This window comes from Streptomyces sp. NPDC101490, assembly GCF_044767145.1.
Taxonomy (GTDB): domain Bacteria; phylum Actinomycetota; class Actinomycetes; order Streptomycetales; family Streptomycetaceae; genus Streptomyces.
In genome coordinates, this window is sequence record NZ_JBIWNI010000015.1 from 156,560 (window position 1) to 177,121 (window position 20,562).

Sequence of the window (20,562 nt, forward strand, 5' to 3'; positions counted from 1 at the left end):
CACCCTGGCCCGCCAGCGCTTTGGGGGCCGGATCACCCTACCCGCCCCCCGCGCCCCGGAGGACAGCAGGCATAGTAGGGGGCCGGTCCGGCGGCCGGGGTCCGGGTGTCGTCTCCCCGGGCCCCGCACGAGGATCGCGCGCGACGGGAATGGGGACTCATGGCATCGCGGCGGGACGAGCTCAACGCGTACACCTTTGCGAAGAAGCGCACGGTGGCGGCTTTCCTCCAACCCTCGCCCTCCGGCACGGAGGAGGGGGCGCCGAAGCCGCTGCGCGCGATCCTCCCCGGGCTGATCGTCGCCGCGCTGATCGTCGCCGGATTCGGCGCCTTCGGCATGTTCAAGCCGCAGGCCCCCAAGGGCTGGGACACCCCCGGCACCCGGGTCGTCGTCGGCAAGCAGTCGACCACCCGGTACGTGGTCCTGCGGACCGGCAAGGGCCAGGACGCCAAGACCCTGCTGCACCCGGTCCTCAACCTCGCCTCCGCCCGACTCCTCCTCGACCCCGACCAGTTCCAGGTCGTACAGGTCGCCGACAAGACCCTCGACAAGGGCGAGCCGCCGCGCGGCCCCGTCCTCGGCATCCCCTACGCCCCCGACCGGCTGCCCAGCGCCGAGGAGGCGGGCAGGGCCAAGCGGTGGGCGGTCTGCGAGCAGCCCGGCGGAGGCGCGGGCACCGGCGTCCAGAAGGCGGCCTTCCTCTTCGCCGAGCGGGACCTGAAGCGCACCGAGGGAGACGGACAGCTCAAGGACGGAGAGATCCTCTACGTCAAGGGACAGAAGGACGCGGCCCGCTTCCTCGTGGACCACACCGGCACCAAGTACCCGGTGAAGGCCGAGTCCCCCGGGCTGCTCACCGCCCTCGTCGGCGTCGGCAAGGAGCAGCAGGTCACCGATGACTGGCTCGCCACCCTGAAGACCGGCGACGAGGTGGACTTCCCCCGGATCGACGGCCGCGTCGGCGACCCGGCGGGCGTGTCCGGCGGAGCCCTCAACGAGACCGAGAACCGGATCGGCATGGTCCTGCGCGCGGAGACCGGATCCGGGCCCCAGCACTACGTCGTCCTCGCGGGCCGGGTCCAGCCGGTCACCCCCTTCACCGCCTGGCTCCTCATCAGCTCGCCGCAGACCGGCGTCCTCGACATGGACGGCAGCCCCACCCCCGTCGACGTCTCCTCCGTCGACCCCGACCCCACCCCGTTCCACGCCCAGGTCCGCTGGCCCCGGCTGCAGTCCAAGCAGGTCAACTCCACCACCGGCCAGGGTGCCCTGGACACCGTGTGCAGCGTCCTCACCGGCGTCGACGACAAGGGCGCCACGACCCTCACCACCTGGGCCGGGACCGAGTACCCCGCCGACATCGCCACCGGCGGCACCAGCACGTACGTCACCCCCGGCACCGGCCTCCTCTACACCCAGGTCCAGGGCGCCGGACGGCAGGGACCCGACGGCTCGCTGTTCCTCGTCACCGACACCGGACTGCGGTACGCGGTCCAGGCCAACGGCGACAGCGACTCCGCCCGCTCCGACATCGGCACCGGGGACAAGGAGAAGCCGACCGACGGACGCCCGGAACCCAGCGACGCCCAGAGGCGTCTGGGGTACGGGAAGGTCACGCCCGCCCTCGTCCCGATCGCCTGGTCGGAGTTCCTGTCGAAGGGCCCGCGACTCGACACCAACAGCGCGCGTCAGCCGCAGGGTTCCTAGGGGGTGGCACCGGTGACGACGTACCGCACGACGGCCGCCCTGCTCACCGCCGCCCTCACCGGCCTCCTCGCGGCCCCGGCGGCGGCCGTGACCGGCCCGTCGCCGACCGGCGCGTCCGGAGCCGGGCACGCACCCGGGCCCGCATCCGGGCGGGGCGGCTGGGCGCTCGACGGCGGCGGCGAATGCACCTTCCCGATGAAGAAGCAGATCGAGGGCACCCCCTGGCACCTCCAGCGGGTCCTCCTCGACGCGCTGTGGCAGGACACCCGGGGCAAGGGCGTCCGGGTCGCCGTCATCGACACCGGCGTCGACGACGTCAACCACCAGCTGCGGAAGGCCGTCGACGCCAAGGCGGGCAAGGACTACCTGAAGCCCGACAAGAAGAACCCCGGCTTCGGCGACGAGAAGCGCGGCAGGACCGACGGCACCGTCGACGACGTCGGCCACGGCACCAAGGTCGCGGGCATCATCGCCGCCCGCCCCCGCCCGGGCACCGGCTTCGTCGGCATCGCCCCCGAGGCGACGATCATCCCGATCCGGCAGAACGACGAGAAGAACAGCGGCAAGTCCGACACGATGGCCCAGGCCATCGACTGGGCCGTCCGGCAGAAGGCCGACGTCATCAACATCTCCCAGGACACCACCCAGCCGCTCGGCCCGGACTCGACCATGGGCAGGGCCGTCGCCGCGGCGATCCGGGCGGGCGTCGTCGTCGTCGCCTCCGCCGGCAACGACGGGATGAGCGGCGCCCGGAAGAACACCTACCCGGCCGCCTTCCCCGGCGTCCTCGCCGTCGCCTCATCCGACCGCAACAACGAGCGCGCCGCGTTCTCCCAGCCCGGCGACTTCGTGGGCGTCGCCGCACCCGGCGTCGACATCGTCTCCACCGTCCCCGGCGGCGGCCAGTGCGTCGACAACGGCACCAGCTTCTCCGCCCCGTACGTCGCAGGGGTCGCCGCACTGCTGCGCGCCAAGCACCCGGACTGGTCCGTCGCCCAGATCGTCACCCGCATCGAGCAGACCGCCGTCCGCTCGATCAACGGACGCGACCCCTACGTCGGCTGGGGAGTCGTCGACCCGGTGCGGGCCCTCGCCGACACCCCCGGCACACCCCCCTCCTCACCCACGCCCGACCCCGGACCGCCCCGTCCCCCCGCCCCCGAACCGGCCCGGCTCGCACTGTCGGAGACCCCGCAGGAACGCTCCGAACGCCTCGCCACGTACACCCTCGGGATCGCCGCGGTCCTGGTGGCGGTGGTCGCCGGAACGGCCGTCGTGATCCGCGACAGCCGCCGGGAGAAGGGGGCCCGTTGACCCGTGCGCGAGCCAAGTATCCGGACCTTCCTTTGCAGTTGGAACTGCCGCCGCCAATGGCTACAGTGACGGCGGGGCGCACGGCAGTACGAGCCCCGCACGGGGGCGGCATCAGAAGATTCCCGTCCGCATCACGACCGGAAGGCCCGACGGCCCGGCCGTCGACGCCACCGAAGGAAGAAGGGGCAAGATGTCGAAAGACCTGAACGTCACCAGTGCCGAACAAGTCAAGCTCGCCGGCCGGATCCAGGACTTCCACGACGAGCTCCAGGCCCGTGTCACCTCCCTCAACGGCGTGGTGGACCGGATCCAGGCGGGCTGGCAGGGCGCCGCGAGCAAGGAGTACGACCGGGTCCAGAACGACCTGAACCAGCGGCTGCGGACCATGCGCGTCGAGCTCGTGAAGCTCGAGGAGATCATGCGCATGAGCGCCGACGGGTTCACCCAGGAGGAAGAGGAGCGCGTGCGGACCTTCCGCACCATGGACAACACCTCCGCGGGCCAGAGCGCCATCCTCGGCATGGCCTGAGCCCGTCCGGTCCGACCAGTCCTCCGCGCCACTCTCACCCCAGGAGTCATCACCATGACGACCGCGGTCAATTACGACACCGTGACCCAGGCGGCGGCCGACGTCCGCCTCACCTCCACCACCCTCTCCCAGAAGCTCGAAGACCTCATGGCCGAGGTCAACCGCGTCGCCTCCACCTGGGAGGGCGAGACGAAGATCGCGTACCGGGAGATCCAGGACCGCCTGACCCGTGACATGGGCGGCATGAACCAGGACCTGGCCAGCATCGCCCGGCTCCTCGACGACTCCGTCATCGGCTACCAGGACACCGACAAGGGCAACGCAGCCCGGTTCCGCATGATGATGTGAGCACCGCCGTCCTCCCGACGGAGAAGCATGAGGGGGTGGCCCGTCCCACGGGCCACCCCCTCACGCGTGCCACGGCCTCACCGCAGGTCGAACTCGCCGTCCCGGGCGCCCAGGACGAACGCGTCCCACTCCGCCTTCGTGTAGCGCAGCACCGTGTCCTTGTCGAGCGACGAACGCATCGCCACCGCGCCCTCGGGCAGCCGCGCGATCTCCACCCGCTCCTCGTCCGGGCTGGTCCCCGGGGCGCCCTCCCACTCCGCGCCCGAGATGTCGAGCGCGTACAACTCGTCCTTCTGCCGCTGCTTCTCGGCCGCCCGCGCGGCCTCCTCGGCACTCCCCGCAGAACCGCCGACGGTCCCCTCGGCACTGCCCGTGCTGCTGTCTGCCTCGCTCATCGGCGCGTTCCCTTCGCGGTGGTACGGCGGTCCCTCCCACACTAGTGGGACCGCCGTACCCGAGCGGCGGGAAATCCCCCGCCCGCCCCCGCCGTCCCGTCAGTGCCGCTCCGGCAGCCAGCCCAACTGCACCAGCGGCGTCCCCCGCTTCCGCGACACGAACGTGCCCCGGCCCGGCGGCATCGGCCGCGCCCGTACGTTGCCCAGGATGTCGCCCTCGCCCGGATCACCGGACAGCAGCACACCCTGCGCGCCCAACTCCTTCATCCGCTGCATGAACGGCTCGTACATCGCCCGTGAGGCACCGGCCGCACTGCGCGCCACGACGAACCGGATGCCCACGTCCCGCGCGAACGGCAGGTTCTCCACCAGCACCGACAGCGGATTTCCCGAGTTCGTCGCCACCAGCTCGAAGTCGTCGATCAGCACGAACAGCTGAGGCCCCGACCACCAGCTGCGGTCCCGCAACTGCTGCGGAGTGATGTCCGGCTTCGGCGACCGCTTCGTCATCACCGTGTTGATGGCGTCCATGTGCATCTGCATGGCCGACGCCATCGGCGCGTACTCCAGCAGGTGCGAGGGCGCGACCGCCTCCAGCATCGTCCGCCGGTAGTCACCCACCACGATCCGCGCCTGCTCCGGCGTGTACCGCTCGGACAACTGCTTCGCGATCAGCCGCAGCAGCGCCGTCTTCCCCGACTCGCTCTCGCCGAACACCAGGAAGAACGGGTCCGACTCGAAGTCGACGAACACCGGCTCCAGATTCGTCTCGTCGATCCCGATCGCGATGCCCTGCCGCGGGTGCTCGAAGCCCTTCGGCAGCCGCTCGGCGGGCAGCTTGCGCGGCAGCAGCCGCACCGAGGGCGCGGGCGCCCCGGTCCAGCTCTCCTTCACCGCCCGTACGAACGCCGCCGTACCGTCCGACAGATCGGCCGCCGCACTCGACCCGTCGACCCTCGGCAGCGCCCCCATGAAGTGCAGCTTCTCCGGCACCTGACCGCGCCCCGGCACCCCCGCCGGCACGTTCGCCGCCACCTTGCGGTCGAACTCGGAGTCCATCACGTCACCCAGCCGCAGCTCCAGACGGCCCAGCATCTGGTCCTTGAGCGCCGCCCGGACCTCCATGTAACGGGAGGCGGTGATCACCACATGGACCCCGTAACCCAGCCCGCGCGCCGCGATGTCGGAGACGACCGGCTCCAGCACGTCGTAGTCGTTGCGGAAGCCGCCCCAGCCGTCCACGACGAGGAAGACGTCCCCCCACGCCTCGCCCGGCAGCTCGCCCGCCGCCCGCTTGCGCCGGTAGGTCGCCATCGAGTCGATCGCGTGCGCGCGGAAGAACTCCTCCCGCCGGTTCAGGACCCCCATCACCTCCGCGACCGTCCGCCGCACCCGCTCGGGGTCAAGCCGCGAGGCGACCCCGCCGACGTGCGGCAGGTCCGCCAGCGACACCATGCCGCCGCCACCGAAGTCCAGACAGTAGAACTGCACCTCGGCCGGAGTGTGGGTGAGCGCGAACGACGAGACCAGCGTCCGCATGATCGTCGACTTCCCGGACTGCGGACCGCCCACCACCATCATGTGGCCCGCCGCGCCCGAGAAGTCCCGGTACAGCACCTCGCGCCGCTGCTCGAACGGCTTGTCGATGAGACCCAGCGGCACCGTCAGCGCGCCCTGCCGGGTGTACTCCGTCGCCGTCAGACCCCGCTCCGCCGTCCGCGCGAGCCCCGGCAGCAACTGGTCGAGCGACGGCGCCTGGTCCAGCGGCGGCAGCCACACCTGGTGCGCCGGCACCCCCTGACCCTCCAGCCTGCGCACCACCACGTCGAGGACGGTGTCCGCGAGCGCGTCGTCCTCCCGCGCGCGCAGCTCCGTCAGGTACGCCGGGTCCGGCGCCGCGTACACCACCGGCACCGGCGCCGCCGTGAACAGCGCGGGCCGCCGCTCCACCGGCAACTGACCGACCTCAAGGCGCGGCCCGCCCGTCCGGTACGTCCCCGACACGTACGCCGCCTTGAAACGGGTCATCTCGTCCGTACCGAACTTCAGATAGCCCGAACCCGGCACCGACGGCAGGTGATACGCGTCCGGGACACCGATCGCCGCCCGCGACTCCGCCGCCGAGAAGGTCCGCAGACCGATCCGGTACGACAGATACGTGTCCAGCCCCCGCAGCCTGCCCTCCTCAAGACGCTGCGAGGCCAGCAGCAGATGCACCCCCAGCGAGCGCCCGATCCGGCCGATCTGGATGAACATGTCGATGAAGTCCGGCTTCGCGGTGAGGAGTTCGGAGAACTCGTCGATCACCAGGACCAGCGAGGCCAGCGGTTCGAGCGGAGCACCCGCCGCCCGCGCCTTCTCGTAGTCGTGGATGTTCGCGTAGTTGCCCGCCGACCGCAGCAGCTCCTGCCGCCGCTGGAGCTCGCCCCGGATCGCGTCCCCCATGCGGTCCACCAGCGTCAGATCGTCCGACAGGTTGGTGATGACCGCCGCCACGTGCGGCATCTGCGACATCCCCGCGAAGGTCGCACCGCCCTTGAAGTCCGCCAGGACGAAGTTCAGCGTCTCCGAGGAGTGCGTCACCGCGAGCCCGAGCACCAGCGTCCGCAGCAGCTCCGACTTGCCGGAACCCGTGGCGCCCACACACAGACCGTGCGGGCCCATGCCCTCCTGCGCCGCCTCCTTCAGGTCCAGCATGACCGGCTGCCCGTCCTCGCCGACACCGATCGGCACCCGCAGCCGCTCGGCCACCGACCTGGGCCGCCAGGTCCGCGCCACGTCCACCGACGCCGCGTCCCCCAGCCCCAGCAGATCCGTGAAGTCCAGATTGGCCAGCAGCGGTTCGTCGTCGTCCCCGCCGCCCATCCGCAGCGGCGCCAGCTGCCGGGCCAGCGCCTCCGCGGCGGGCAGCGAGATCCCGTCCGGCTGCCCCTCGTACGCGAAACCGCCCCCCGACTCCAGACGCAGCCGCCCCGGCCGCACCACCACCGAGAGACCGCCGCGCGGCTCGTCGAGATCGCCGGAGACCACCTCCACGATCGTCACGCCCTGCAGCCCCTCGGCCGCCGCGAGCAGCGAGTCCGGCGGCACCAGACCACCACGGGTGGAATCGGAGTCGAGCACCACCACCACGTGCGGCTGGTCGAGCACCGGCTGGTTGTCCCGGGAGAACCGGGGCCGCCCGTCCAGCCGCGACCGGACCGACTGCTCCAGCTCACCCAGGTCGTCCCCGAACAAGCGCTTCGTACCGGCCCCGTCGACCTGCCCCGGAACCTGCGTGTGCGGCAGCCACTTCGTCCAGTCCCACCGCTCCTGCGCGGGCCGCGCCGCCACCACCGCCAGCATCAGGTCGTCGGGGGAGTGCAGCGTCACCAACTGGGCCACCAGCGCCCGCGCCGCGGCCTGCGCCGACTCCGGCTCACCCGACACCGTCACGTGGTAGAAGGCCCGCATCGACACCGCCATCGGCAGCCCGTCCAACGTGCCGTGCACCGCCAGGAACTGCTGCATCGCGCCCGCGCACAAGGGCTCCAGCTCGTCCACCGGCGCGGTCTCCGGCGCCACCAGCGGCGTCGCCAGCTGCTGCGCGCCGAGCCCGATCCTGGCCTGCCCGAAGTCATGGTCGCCGACCCGCCGCTCCCACAGCCGCGAACCCTCGGCCACCACCGACCACAACTGCTCCGGCGCGGGGTGCAGATACCACTGCGCGTCCCGCTGCCTGCGTGCCGTGCGCCGGACCGTCCGCCGGGTCTGCGCGAGGTATTTGAGGTAGTCACGGCGGACATCGGCAATTTGCCCCTGCGTACCACGACGGAATCTGACGAACTGCGCGACGGCCATGGCGACCGTCGACGCCAGCATCAGCACACCCATGATCCGCATGATCGGAGACGGCGTCATGAAGAAGAAGACCACCGAGGAACCCATGCCGAGCATCGGCAGGAGCTGCATCAGAGCCGACTCCTGCTGCCCCCGCGGCAGTTCCGGCGGAGACTCCAGGACCAGTTCCTCACCGGGCACTTCCGGCGGAAGAGACCTCGGCGGGCGTTTGACGACGATCTGGCTCACCGGCGCATCAATCCCTCGTTGGAGACGGGCTCGTGGCGGACGCGTCCGCACGGCACCCGCGTCGGCGGCCGGGCGCACGGACTCCCCCCATGGGACGGCGATCCTACGTGCAGCCCGCGCGGACCGTCCCCGGTAGGGTGGCGCGCGCATCGTGCGCAACCGCGAATCAGGGGGTCCAGAGACGTGAGTACCACCGCAGCGACCGGCTTCTGCCGCGTCACCGTCGTGGCGCCGGACAGCCGCATCGACGTCGCACTCCCCGAGGACATCGCCGTCGCCGACGTCTACCCGGAGATCCTGCGGCTCACCGGCCAGACCCAGGCCGCCGGCACCCCCACCGGCTACCACCTGGTCCGCCGCGACGGCTCCGTCCTCGACGGCGCCCGCACCCTCGCCGCCCAGCGCGTCCTCGACGGCGAGGTCCTCTCGCTGCGCCCCTTCGCCCAGTCCCTGCCCCCGGCCGTCTACGACGACGTCTCCGACGCCGTCGCCTCCGCCGTCACCCGCGACCGGCACCTCTGGAGCGACGAGCTGCTGCGCGGCGCCGGACTCCTCGGCGGGATCCTCCTCCTCGTCCTCATGGGCTTCGTCCTCTGGTTCGCCGACCCCGTCCACCACGACATGCACAGCCTGCCCGGCCTCGTCGCGGGCGGCGCCGGACTCCTCCTCACCGCCTTCGCCGGGGTCCGCGCCCGCGTGTACGCCGACCGCGCCACCGCCGTCGCCCTCGGCCTCGGCGCCCTGCCCCTGCTCCTCATCGCCGGTTCCGGCATCGTCGCCGCCGACCCCGGCCAGGGACCCGGCCGCCTCCAGTTCCTCCTCGGCTGCGTCACCGTCCTCGTCGCCTCCGTGACGCTCGTCGCCCTCACCCCCAGCGGCGACGCCCCCTTCGTCGCCACCACCTTCCTCGCCACCGTCGGCACCCTCGCCACCTTCCTGGCGATCCTCACCGACACCCCCGCCACCGAGACCGCCGCCGTCTGCGCCCCCGTCGCCATCGGCCTCGTCGCCTTCCTGCCCGGCCTCTCCGCCCGCTTCGCCCGCCTCCCCATCGGCTACGCCGCCCCGCGCAGCGCCGCCGACGACGAGTTCCTCGGCGAACCGCAGCAGCCGGGCGAGCCGCAGCCCGTCGACGGCGAGCGCATCGCCCTCCAGGCCCGCCGCGGCCACGAGATGCTCCTCGGCCTGGTCGGCGGCTGCGCGGCCGTCGTCGTCGGCTCCGCCGCCGTCCTCGGCTTCGCCGGAAACCTCTGGGGCCAGCTCCTCGCCCTCGCCGCGGGCCTGGCGATGCTGCTGCGCGCCCGGCTCTTCCGCTACACCTCGCAGGTCGCCTGCGTCCTCGTCTCCGGCATCGCCGCCATCGCCCTCCTCGTCCTCGGCCTCTCCCTCAACCCGCCCGCCGACCTCGTCAGGGAGTTCCTCCTCCACGGAGACCGCGGCGGCCTGGACATCCGTACGATCTGGCTCACCGCGTCCGTCGCCGCGGGAGCCGCCCTGATCACCGCGATCGGCCTGGTCATCCCCAAGAAGGGACTCTCCCCCTTCTGGGGCAGGCTCCTCGACCTCACCGAGGGCTTCGTCCTGCTCTCCCTCGTCCCGCTCTGCCTCGCCGTCCTCGACGTCTTCACCACCGTGAGGTCCCTCACCAGCAAATGACCGGGACCGCCCCCGGCCCCGCTCCGGCGAGCTGGTACGCTGTGTGACGGCCGTTTGTGTACGCGCTCCCGGAAAGCACCGAATCCGTTCGGAAAGCCTCTGGAAGCTGCGCCCATCGGACCTTCGCCCGTGGAGTCACGGAAGCTTCCCCTGAGACCTAGACCAGGGGCACCCGCGGGCGCACGAACCAAGAGGAGATCCGCGTGGCTCTCGACGCCGCCGTCAAGAAGCAGCTCATGACCGAGTTCGGTACCAAGGAGGGCGACACCGGCTCCCCCGAGGTCCAGGTCGCCATGCTGTCCCGTCGCATCTCGGACCTGACCGAGCACCTCAAGCGCCACAAGCACGACCACCACTCCCGTCGTGGTCTGCTGATCCTGGTCGGCCAGCGCCGCCGCCTGCTGCAGTACCTGGCCAAGAAGGACATCCAGCGCTTCCGCGCGCTGGTCGACCGCCTGGGCATCCGCCGCGGCGCGGCCGGCGGCGCCAAGTAATCCGTTCCATGGAGAACGCTGCGGAGGGAGCGGTTCCCACTTTCAGGGGGCCGCTCCCTTTGCCGTACGTGCACAAAGTGTGCGCACCGGCTTAGTCTGGTCGCACAACCCCCATACGACGAGCGAGGAGCCGCCGGCCAGCCGCCGGTCCTCGGTAGTGGCCCCCGGGAACGAATCCCCGGGTGCTTCGATCGAAGACCGGCCCGCACCCGAGGCGCTCCTCCGCCACCGTCGCCACCGTTCCCGGCCACACGGGCCGAAGGACGCAAAGACGAACACGTAGGAGAAACCACTAGTGGAGAACGAGACCCACTACGCCGAGGCCGTCATCGACAACGGAACCTTCGGCACCCGCACCATCCGCTTCGAGACCGGCCGCCTCGCCAAGCAGGCCGCCGGTTCCGCCGTCGCCTACCTGGACGACGAGACGATGGTCCTTTCCGCGACCACCGCCTCGAAGCGCCCCAAGGACCAGCTCGACTTCTTCCCCCTCACGGTGGACGTCGAGGAGCGGATGTACGCGGCCGGCAAGATCCCCGGCTCCTTCTTCCGCCGGGAGGGCCGCCCCTCCGAGGACGCGATCCTCACCTGCCGCCTGATCGACCGGCCGCTGCGCCCCTCCTTCAAGAAGGGCCTGCGCAACGAGATCCAGATCGTCGAGACGATCATGGCGCTCAACCCCGACCACCTGTACGACGTGGTCGCGATCAACGCCGCCTCCTGCTCCACGCAGCTGGCCGGCCTGCCCTTCTCCGGCCCGATCGGCGGCACCCGTGTCGCCCTGATCAAGGGCCAGTGGGTCGCGTTCCCGACGCACACCGAGCTCGAGGACGCCGTCTTCGACATGGTCGTCGCCGGTCGCGTCCTGGAGGACGGCGACGTCGCGATCATGATGGTCGAGGCCGAGGCCACCGAGAAGACGATCGAGCTCGTCAAGGGCGGCGCCGAGGCGCCGACCGAGGAGGTCGTCGCCGCCGGTCTCGAAGCCGCGAAGCCCTTCATCAAGGCCCTCTGCAAGGCCCAGTCGGACCTCGCCGCCAAGGCCGCCAAGCCCACCGGCGAGTTCCCGGTCTTCCTGGAGTACCAGGACGACGTCCTGGAGGCGCTCACCGCCGCCGTCAAGGGCGAGCTCGCCAAGGCGCTCACCATCGCGGGCAAGCAGGAGCGCGAGGCCGAGCTCGACCGCGTCAAGGAGCTCGCCGCCGAGAAGCTCCTCCCGGCCTTCGAGGGCCGCGAGAAGGAGATCTCCGGCGCCTACCGCGCGCTGACCAAGAAGCTGGTCCGCGAGCGGATCATCAAGGACAAGGTCCGCATCGACGGCCGTGGCCTCACGGACATCCGTACGCTCGCGGCCGAGGTCGAGGCCATCCCGCGCGTGCACGGCTCGGCGCTGTTCGAGCGTGGCGAGACCCAGATCCTGGGCGTCACCACCCTCAACATGCTCCGCATGGAGCAGCAGCTGGACACCCTCTCCCCGGTGACCCGCAAGCGCTACATGCACAACTACAACTTCCCGCCGTACTCCGTCGGCGAGACCGGCCGCGTGGGCTCGCCCAAGCGCCGTGAGATCGGCCACGGCGCGCTCGCCGAGCGCGCCATCGTGCCGGTCCTCCCGACCCGCGAGGAGTTCCCCTACGCGATCCGTCAGGTGTCCGAGGCCCTTGGCTCCAACGGTTCGACGTCCATGGGCTCGGTCTGCGCCTCCACCATGTCGCTGCTGAACGCCGGTGTGCCGCTGAAGGCCGCCGTCGCCGGTATCGCCATGGGTCTGATCTCCGAGGAGATCGACGGCCAGACGCACTACGTCGCCCTCACCGACATCCTCGGTGCCGAGGACGCGTTCGGCGACATGGACTTCAAGGTCGCCGGCACGAAGCAGTTCGTGACCGCCCTCCAGCTCGACACCAAGCTCGACGGCATCCCCGCCTCGGTCCTGGCCGCCGCGCTGAAGCAGGCCCGCGACGCGCGTCTGCACATTCTCGACGTGATGAACGAGGCGATCGACGTTCCGGACGAGATGTCCCCGAACGCCCCGCGGATCATCACCGTCAAGATCCCGGTGGACAAGATCGGTGAGGTCATCGGCCCCAAGGGCAAGATGATCAACCAGATCCAGGAGGACACCGGCGCCGACATCACGATCGAGGACGACGGCACCATCTACATCGGTGCCCAGCAGGGCTCGCAGGCCGAGGCCGCCCGCGCCACGATCAACGCGATCGCCAACCCGACCATGCCGGAGGTCGGCGAGCGCTACCTGGGTACGGTCGTCAAGACCACCACCTTCGGTGCCTTCGTCTCCCTGATGCCCGGCAAGGACGGTCTGCTGCACATCTCGCAGATCCGCAAGCTCGCCGGTGGCAAGCGCGTGGAGAACGTCGAGGACGTGCTCGCGATCGGCTCCAAGGTCCAGGTCGAGATCGCCGAGATCGACCAGCGCGGCAAGCTCTCCCTGATCCCCGTGGTCGCGGACGAGGACGCCGCCGAGGGTGACAAGGACGACGCTGCCAAGTGACGTCCCGTAGTTCCCGCGCGACGGCCCGCCCCTCCTCGGAGGGGCGGGCCGTCGCCCGTACCCAAACGCTTCTCCCGGGCAAGGACGGCATCGGCACGGTCCGGCGCACCACCCTCCCCGGGGGCCTCCGGATCGTCACCGAGACCCTTCCCTCGGTCCGCTCCGCCACCTTCGGCATCTGGGCGCACGTCGGCTCGCGCGACGAGACCCCGGCGCTCGGCGGTGCCACCCACTACCTGGAGCACCTCCTCTTCAAGGGCACCCACAAGCGGTCCGCCCTCGACATCTCCGCCGCGATCGACGCGGTCGGCGGCGAGATGAACGCCTTCACGGCGAAGGAGTACACCTGCTACTACGCCCGGGTCCTCGACACCGACCTGCCGCTGGCGATCGACGTCGTCTGCGACATGCTCACGGACTCGCTCATCCTCGACGAGGACGTGGACGCCGAGCGCGGTGTCATCCTCGAAGAGATCGCGATGACCGAGGACGACCCCGGTGACGTGGTGCACGAGCTGTTCGCGCAGACCATGTTCGGCGACACCCCGCTGGGCCGCCCGGTCCTCGGCACCGTCGACACGGTCAACGCCCTCAGCCGGGGCCAGATCGCCCGCTTCTACAAGAAGCACTACGACCCCACCCATCTGGTCGTCGCCGCCGCGGGCAACGTCGACCACGCCACGGTCGTGCGCCAGGTCCGCCGCGCCTTCGAGAAGGCCGGCGCCCTCAGCCGTACGGACGCCGTCCCGATCGCCCCCAGGACCGGCAGCCGCGCCCTGCGCGCGGCGGGCCGCGTCGAGCTCCTGAACCGGAAGACCGAGCAGGCCCACGTGGTCCTCGGAATGCCGGGTCTGGCCCGCACCGACGAGCGCCGCTGGGCCCTCGGCGTACTGAACACCGCCCTCGGCGGCGGCATGTCGTCCCGGCTCTTCCAGGAGGTCCGCGAGAAGCGCGGCCTGGCCTACAGCGTGTACTCGTACACCTCGGGCTTCGCCGACTGCGGTCTCTTCGGGGTGTACGCGGGCTGTCGCCCCGGCCAGGTCCACGACGTCCTGAAGATCTGCCGCGATGAACTCGCCAAGGTCGCCTCCGACGGACTCACGGACGACGAGATCGCCCGTGCCGTCGGCCAGCTGTCCGGCTCGACCGTCCTCGGCCTCGAAGACACCGGCGCGCTGATGAACCGCATCGGCAAGAGCGAGCTGTGCTGGGGCACCCAGATGTCGGTCGACGACATGCTGGACCGGATCGCTGCCGTGACCCCGGACGAGGTCCGTGAGGTCGCCCGCGATGTACTGGACCAGCGGCCCTCGCTCTCGGTGATCGGCCCGCTGAAGGACAAGCAGGCGGACCGCCTCCACCGAGCGGTCTCCTGACCCCGAGCCCCTAAGGAATTCAGAGCAATGAGCAAGCTGCGCGTGGCGGTCCTCGGTGCCCGGGGCCGTATCGGCTCCGAGGCCGTCCGGGCCGTCGAGGCCGCCGAGGACATGGAGCTGGTCGCGGCCCTGGGCCGTGGCGACGACCCGGAGCGCCTCGTCGAGGCGGGCGCCCAGGTGGCCGTCGAGCTGACCACCCCCGACTCGGTCATGGACAACCTCGACTTCTGCGTGCGCCACGGCATCCACGCGGTCGTCGGTACCACCGGCTGGACCGAGGAGCGCCTCGCGCGGCTGGAGGGCCTGCTCGCGGGCTCCCCGGGGACCGGTGTCCTCATCGCTCCGAACTTCTCCATCGGCGCGGTCCTCACCATGCGGTTCGCCCAGCTCGCGGCCCCGTACTTCGAGTCCGTCGAGGTCGTCGAGCTGCACCACCCGAACAAGGTGGACGCCCCTTCCGGCACCGCGACCCGGACGGCCCAGCTGATCGCCGCCGCCCGTGCCGAGGCCGGTCTGGGCGCCCAGCCGGACGCGACCGCGACCGGCCCGGAGGGCGCGCGCGGCGCGGACGTGGACGGTGTCCGGGTCCACGCGGTACGGCTCCGGGGCCTGCTGGCCCACCAGGAGGTGCTGCTCGGCGGCGAGGGCGAGACCCTCACGGTCCGCCACGACTCGCTGCACCACTCCAGCTTCATGCCGGGCATCCTGCTCGGCGTCCGCCGGGTGACCGGTGCTCCGGGCCTCACCTTCGGCCTGGAACACTTCCTGGACCTGGGCTGATCATGGGCGGAAAGATCACGTACGTCTTCCTCTCCACCGTCCTCGTGCTGGTCTTCGGGGTGGTGGCGATGGAGGGCGTCCTGCTGATTCTCACCGGGGAGCCGGTCGCCATGGGCCTGGGCGCGGTGGCGTTCCTGCTGCCGGGCGTCGGCGGCTGGTTCCTCTGGAAGAACACCCGTTTCGCCCGCGGTGCGAACCGGCTCGCCGCCGAGCTGGAGGCCGAGGGCGGGCTGCCCGTCGACGAGCTGAGGCGCACCCAGGGCGGCCGGATCGACCGGGACTCGGCCGACGAGGTCTTCGCCCGGCGCAAGGCCGAGACGGAGGACTCGCCGGACGACTGGCGCTGCTGGTTCCGGCTCGCGGTCGCCTATCACGACGCCCGCGACACCCCCCGGGCCCGCAAGGCGATGCAGCGTGCCATCACCCTCCACGAGGGGCGCCCGGCGGGCGTCTGAGCGACGGCCCGGCCGTCGCGCGCGACCGAGGTCAGCGCGTGGCGGCCGGGGCCGTACCGTACTCGGCGTTCCAGGCCTCGACCGTGTCGGCCGCCCGGTCGAAGGCCTCGACCCGGGAGAGGAAGTCGGCGTCGTGGTCGCTGAGCAGCAGCAGCCGCTCACCGGCCGGACGGTCGAGCACCAGGGCCTGGCCCTGGACGGTCCGGGGGAGTCCCAGCCAGCGCACCGGCTGCTGGACGGTCCGCAGGGAGGTCACCTTGGCCCACGGCACGGTCCTGGTGGAGAAGAAGGAGACCCGGCGGACGCCCGCCCGGCTCACCCAGGCGCCCATGCGGAGCATCCGCAGGGCGCCCACGATGACGAGCGCGGCGACACCGAGGGTGGCGACCGCGCCGCCGAAGGTTCCGGCGGCGGCGATGATCATCGCGGCCAGCAGTACGAAGGAAGCGAGCAGCAGCGCGAGCGCCGCCGCCCCGACCCGCCAGGACCCGGGCCGGTACGGACGGCGCCACTCGTCGTGGTCGTCGAACGGCAGGGCGACAGGGTCGGTCGTGTCAAAAGCACGGTCGGCCGTCAGGAAGGGCAGGGGCACGACAGGTCCTCACTCACAAGCACGCTCGAAGGGGCGGTGCCCGGTGAGGCTACCTCAGCGGTTGTCGGAGGCCTCGGACTGCTGCTGGTGAGTGGCGGACTCGCCCGCCTGCAGGGACGGCATCCCGAAGACCACCGATCCGACGAGCCCGGCCGTGACGGTCAGCCCGAGCAGGACGCGGCCGACGATCTGCGAGGCGCCGAGACGTTCACGAGGTGGCGGAGTGACGTTACTGCGGAAATGGTCGGCCTCCGCGACGAACGCGAACGGTACGGCCTCTCTCCGGCGGAACATCAGAACCACTCTCCTCGGTTGTCGTCGTCCTTCACAGGGAGAGACGACGGAACCGGGGCTTTGGTGCCCTATTTCACCAAAGTGGCCGCATCTCATCCTCCAGGAGGACGTCGTTAGAGTGGTCGACTGCACCCCGAACGGAAGGACCGCTGGTGAGCGACAGCCCCACCGAGAACATGAAGATCGACTTCCGGAGCGACGTCACCGTCGACCTGGTCCGGAGCGCGGCCACCGACTCCGACGTGTTGTGGGCGGCCCGGGTCTCCACGGCGGGCGAGCAGTCCCTCGAAGAGCTGCACAAGGACCCCGAGCGGTCCAAGGGCCTGATCAACTACCTGATGCGGGACCGCCACGGCAGCCCGTTCGAGCACAACTCGATGACCTTCTTCATCAGCGCCCCGATCTTCGTGTTCCGCGAGTTCATGCGGCACCGCGTCGGCTGGTCGTACAACGAGGAGTCGGGCCGCTACAGGGAGCTCCAGCCGGTCTTCTACGTCCCCGACACCGAGCGCAGGCTGGTCCAGGAGGGCCGCCCCGGCAAGTACGTCTTCGTCGAGGGCACCCAGGAGCAGCACGACCTGGTGAGCCGGACGATGGAGGAGTCGTACCGGACGGCCTACGCCACCTACCAGGAGATGCTGGCCGGCGGTGTCGCCCGCGAGGTCGCCCGCTCGGTCCTCCCGGTCGGTCTCTTCTCCTCGATGTACGCCACCTGCAACGCGCGCTCGCTGATGCACTTCCTCGGTCTGCGCACCCAGCACGAGCTGGCGGCGGTCCCGTCCTTCCCGCAGCGGGAGATCGAGATGGTCGGCGAGAAGATGGAGGAGCACTGGGCCCGGCTGATGCCGCTGACCCACGCGGCCTTCAACAAGAACGGCCGTGTGGCCCCATAGGGCACAGATGTCCGAACGTCCGAAGCGAAGTGTCCGTATTGCGACGTTTCACGAAGTTCATCTAGGCTGATCAAACGGACCCGGCGCTGCCTGAACCCCCGAGCAGGCAGCGCCGGGCTCCCTTTCTCCCGTCCCCCGAGGGGACACCCGGCGCTGAGCAGCGAGTAGCGTGTTACCCATGGCTCCGATCTCCACTCCGCAGACCCCCTTCGGGCGGGTCCTCACCGCCATGGTCACGCCCTTCACGGCGGACGGCGCACTCGACCTCGACGGCGCCCAGCGGCTCGCCACCCACCTGGTGGACGCGGGCAACGACGGCCTCGTCGTCAACGGCACCACCGGCGAGTCCCCCACCACCAGCGACGCGGAGAAATCGGAGCTGGTACGGGCGGTCCTGGCCGCGGTCGGAGACCGCGCCCATGTCGTCGCGGGCATCGGCACCAACGACACCCACCACTCCGTGGAGCTCGCCCGCGCCGCCGAGCGCGACGGCGCACACGGCCTCCTCGCGGTCACGCCGTACTACAACAAGCCCCCGCAGGAGGGCCTGTACCGGCACTTCTCGGCCATCGCCGACGCCACCGGCCTGCCCGTGATGCTCTACGACATCCCCGGCCGCAGCGGCGTCCCCATCGAGACCGAGACCCTCGTCCGGCTCGCCGAGCACCCCCGCGTCGTCGCCAACAAGGACGCCAAGGGCGACCTCGGCCGCGCCAGCTGGGCCATCGCCCGCTCCGGCCTCGCCTGGTACTCCGGCGACGACATGCTCAACCTGCCCCTGCTCTCGGTCGGCGCCTGCGGCTTCGTCTCCGTCGTCGGCCACGTCGCCACCCCGGAACTCCGCGCCCTCCTCGACGCCCACCTGGGCGGCGAGGTCCAGAAGGCCATCGAGATCCACCAGAAGCTGCTCCCCGTCTACACGGGAATGTTCCGCACCCAGGGCGTCATGACCACCAAGGCGGCGCTCACCCTCCAGGGCCTCCCGGCAGGACCGCTGCGACCGCCGCTCGTCGAGCTCTCCGCGCAGGAGACCGAACAGCTCAAGGTCGACCTCGCGGCCGGCGGGGTAGAACTCTGACATCAGACTTCACAATTGAATACAGACAACAGCAAGTGCACGAATGTCATGCGCGCCACGTGCCGGGAAGGTACGTGGCGCGCATGGTGAGGAGAGTCTTTTGAGTCATCCGCATCCTGAACTCGGCGCTCCGCCGAAGCTCCCGAAGGGCGCCCTGCGCGTCATCCCGCTCGGCGGGCTCGGCGAGATCGGCCGGAACATGACGGTCTTCGAGTTCGACGGCCGTCTGCTCATCGTCGACTGCGGCGTCCTCTTCCCCGAAGAGGAGCAGCCGGGCGTCGACCTGATCCTCCCGGACTTCACCATCATCCGGGACCGTCTCGACGACATCGAAGGCATCGTGCTCACGCACGGCCACGAGGACCACATCGGTGCCGTCCCCTATCTGCTCCGCCTGAAGCCGGACATCCCGCTGATCGGCTCCAAGCTGACCCTGGCGCTGATCGAGGCCAAGCTCCAGGAGCACCGCATCCGCCCCTACACCCTTGAGGTGAAGGAGGGCGACCGGGAGGTGCTGGGTTCGTTCGACTGCGAGTTCATCGCGGTCAACCACTCCATCCCGGACGCGCTGGCGGTCGCCGTCCGCACCCCCGCGGGCATGGTCGTCGCCACCGGCGACTTCAAGATGGACCAGCTCCCGCTGGACGGGCGCCTCACCGACCTGCACGCCTTCGCGCGGCTCAGCGAGGAGGGCATCGACCTCCTGCTGTCCGACTCGACGAACGCCGAGGTCCCGGGCTTCGTCCCGCCGGAGAAGGACATCTCCAACGTCCTGCGCACGGTCTTCGCGAACGCCCAGAAGCGCATCATCGTGGCGAGCTTCGCCAGCCATGTGCACCGCATCCAGCAGATCCTCGACGCCGCCCACGAGTACGGCCGCCGGGTCGCCTTCGTCGGCCGCTCGATGGTCCGCAACATGGGCATCGCCCGTGACCTGGGTTATCTGCGGGTCCCGGCCGGTCTCGTCGTCGACGTGAAGACCCTCGACGACCTCCCGGACGACGAGGTCGTGCTGGTCTGTACGGGTTCCCAGGGCGAGCCGATGGCGGCCCTGTCCCGCATGGCCAACCGCGACCACCAGATCCGGATCGTCCCCGGCGACACCGTGATCCTGGCGTCGTCCCTGATCCCGGGCAACGAGAACGCGGTCTACCGCGTGATCAACGGCCTGACCCGCTGGGGCGCGCACGTCGTCCACAAGGGCAACGCCAAGGTCCACGTCTCGGGCCACGCCTCGGCCGGCGAGCTGCTGTACTTCTACAACATCTGCCGCCCGAAGAACCTCATGCCGGTCCACGGCGAATGGCGCCACCTGCGCGCCAACGCCGAGCTCGGCGCGATGACCGGTATCCCCAAGGACCACATCGTCATCGCGGAGGACGGCGTCGTCGTCGACCTGGTCGACGGCCGCGCCCGGATCACCGGCAAGGTCCAGGCCGGTTACGTGTACGTCGACGGCCTGTCGGTCGGCGATGTCACCGAGAGCTCCCTCAAGGACCGCCGGATCCTCGGCGAGGAGGGCATCATCTCGGTCTTCGTGGTGGTCGACTCCTCGACCGGCAAGATCGTGGGCGGCCCGCACGTCCACGCCCGGGGCTCGGGCATCGAGGACTCCGCGTTCGACGCGGTGCTCCCGAAGATCGACCAGGCCCTGAACAAGTCGGCCCAGGACGGCGTCGTCGAACCCCACCAGCTCCAGCAGCTGATCCGCCGCAGCGTCGGCAAGTGGGTCTCGGACACCTACCGCCGCCGCCCGATGATCCTTCCGGTCGTCGTAGAGGTCTGACCAGCACGGTTCCGGAGCGGGGCGCCTCGATTTGCATCGGGGCGCCCCGCTCCAGTACGTTTACGGCTCCGCCAGATCGGGAACCACTCGGCGCCACTGTGCGCAGGAACGGTTCCACGGGAGGCGGGAAATCCGACTCAGATCTTCTGATAAAGTCGGAAACGCCGAAAGGCCCCCGGAGTGAAAACAAAAGGGACCGGAAAGCACCGAGGAAATCGGATCGGAAAGATCTGATAGAGTCGGAAACGAAGGAAGCGCCCGGAGGGCCTGGAAACAGGAACG

The 20,562-nt window shown here is 70.6% G+C and carries 17 protein-coding genes; 13 read left to right on the forward strand and 4 right to left on the reverse strand.

Translation table 11 applies throughout. The annotated features are described in order from the left end of the window. Positions 1–159: 159 nt before the first annotated feature. The 4 genes from eccB to ACIRQY_RS24750 all read left to right on the forward strand — a co-directional run bounded on the left by eccB (position 160) and on the right by ACIRQY_RS24750 (position 3,898). On the forward strand, positions 160–1,707 hold the full coding sequence (gene eccB / locus ACIRQY_RS24735) for a type VII secretion protein EccB (protein ID WP_403929289.1): 1,548 nt from the start codon (positions 160–162) through the stop codon (positions 1,705–1,707). A gap of 12 nt (positions 1,708–1,719) precedes the next feature. Then, entirely contained in the window at positions 1,720–3,021 is a 1,302-nt protein-coding gene (gene mycP / locus ACIRQY_RS24740) for a type VII secretion-associated serine protease mycosin (protein WP_403929292.1), read from the forward strand. Between the two features lie 190 nt (positions 3,022–3,211). After that, positions 3,212–3,550 (forward strand): WXG100 family type VII secretion target, encoded by a 339-nt coding sequence (locus ACIRQY_RS24745; protein WP_351795789.1) that lies wholly within the window; start codon positions 3,212–3,214, stop codon positions 3,548–3,550. Positions 3,551–3,604: 54 nt separating this feature from the next. After that, a complete protein-coding gene (locus ACIRQY_RS24750; RefSeq protein ID WP_351795792.1) occupies positions 3,605–3,898 on the forward strand; it encodes a WXG100 family type VII secretion target in 294 nt (97 codons plus the stop codon). Positions 3,899–3,975: 77 nt separating this feature from the next. Here the strand turns inward: ACIRQY_RS24750 and ACIRQY_RS24755 are convergent, their stop codons facing one another. After that, positions 3,976–4,182 (reverse strand): DUF397 domain-containing protein, encoded by a 207-nt coding sequence (locus ACIRQY_RS24755; RefSeq protein WP_351795831.1) that lies wholly within the window; start codon positions 4,180–4,182, stop codon positions 3,976–3,978. A 210-nt stretch (positions 4,183–4,392) separates the two neighbouring features. Next, positions 4,393–8,361: a type VII secretion protein EccCa gene (gene eccCa, locus ACIRQY_RS24760; RefSeq protein ID WP_403929296.1), complete on the reverse strand. Its 3,969-nt coding sequence runs from the start codon at positions 8,359–8,361 to the stop codon at positions 4,393–4,395. Positions 8,362–8,544: 183 nt separating this feature from the next. Between eccCa and eccD the strand changes: the two genes are divergently transcribed. The 6 genes from eccD to ACIRQY_RS24790 all read left to right on the forward strand — a co-directional run bounded on the left by eccD (position 8,545) and on the right by ACIRQY_RS24790 (position 15,637). After that, positions 8,545–10,017, forward strand: coding sequence for a type VII secretion integral membrane protein EccD (gene eccD, locus ACIRQY_RS24765; protein WP_403929299.1), 1,473 nt, complete (start codon positions 8,545–8,547; stop codon positions 10,015–10,017). Between the two features lie 203 nt (positions 10,018–10,220). Further along, the gene (gene rpsO / locus ACIRQY_RS24770) at positions 10,221–10,511 is read left to right on the forward strand and encodes a 30S ribosomal protein S15 (RefSeq protein ID WP_351795801.1); all 291 of its coding nucleotides are present in this window, start codon (positions 10,221–10,223) and stop codon (positions 10,509–10,511) included. Positions 10,512–10,806: 295 nt separating this feature from the next. Then, the gene (locus tag ACIRQY_RS24775) at positions 10,807–13,026 is read left to right on the forward strand and encodes a polyribonucleotide nucleotidyltransferase (protein WP_351795803.1); all 2,220 of its coding nucleotides are present in this window, start codon (positions 10,807–10,809) and stop codon (positions 13,024–13,026) included. Beyond that, complete coding sequence (locus tag ACIRQY_RS24780; RefSeq protein WP_403929303.1) at positions 13,023–14,402, forward strand: M16 family metallopeptidase; 1,380 nt, start codon at positions 13,023–13,025, stop codon at positions 14,400–14,402. The genes ACIRQY_RS24775 and ACIRQY_RS24780 overlap by 4 nt, the downstream gene beginning before the upstream one ends. 27 nt (positions 14,403–14,429) lie before the next feature. After that, on the forward strand, positions 14,430–15,182 hold the full coding sequence (gene dapB / locus ACIRQY_RS24785) for a 4-hydroxy-tetrahydrodipicolinate reductase (protein WP_366444015.1): 753 nt from the start codon (positions 14,430–14,432) through the stop codon (positions 15,180–15,182). Between the two features lie 2 nt (positions 15,183–15,184). Continuing rightward, positions 15,185–15,637, forward strand: a complete 453-nt coding sequence (locus ACIRQY_RS24790) for a hypothetical protein (RefSeq protein WP_351795811.1) — start codon at positions 15,185–15,187, stop codon at positions 15,635–15,637. Between the two features lie 31 nt (positions 15,638–15,668). Here ACIRQY_RS24790 and ACIRQY_RS24795 read toward each other — a convergent pair whose 3' ends face one another. Then, positions 15,669–16,229 carry a PH domain-containing protein gene (locus ACIRQY_RS24795; RefSeq protein ID WP_403929307.1) on the reverse strand — a complete coding sequence of 187 codons (561 nt, stop codon included), beginning with the start codon at positions 16,227–16,229 and terminating at the stop codon, positions 15,669–15,671. Positions 16,230–16,283: 54 nt separating this feature from the next. Next, positions 16,284–16,523, reverse strand: coding sequence for a hypothetical protein (locus tag ACIRQY_RS24800; RefSeq protein WP_403929310.1), 240 nt, complete (start codon positions 16,521–16,523; stop codon positions 16,284–16,286). 152 nt (positions 16,524–16,675) lie between these two features. Between ACIRQY_RS24800 and thyX the strand changes: the two genes are divergently transcribed. The 3 genes from thyX (at position 16,676) to ACIRQY_RS24815 (ending at position 20,280) form a co-directional block, all read left to right on the forward strand. Continuing rightward, the gene (gene thyX, locus ACIRQY_RS24805; protein ID WP_351795820.1) at positions 16,676–17,416 is read left to right on the forward strand and encodes an FAD-dependent thymidylate synthase; all 741 of its coding nucleotides are present in this window, start codon (positions 16,676–16,678) and stop codon (positions 17,414–17,416) included. Positions 17,417–17,594: 178 nt separating this feature from the next. Beyond that, complete coding sequence (gene dapA / locus ACIRQY_RS24810) at positions 17,595–18,494, forward strand: 4-hydroxy-tetrahydrodipicolinate synthase (protein WP_403929314.1); 900 nt, start codon at positions 17,595–17,597, stop codon at positions 18,492–18,494. Positions 18,495–18,594: 100 nt separating this feature from the next. Then, on the forward strand, positions 18,595–20,280 hold the full coding sequence (locus ACIRQY_RS24815) for a ribonuclease J (RefSeq protein WP_351795825.1): 1,686 nt from the start codon (positions 18,595–18,597) through the stop codon (positions 20,278–20,280). Positions 20,281–20,562 lie beyond the last annotated feature (282 nt).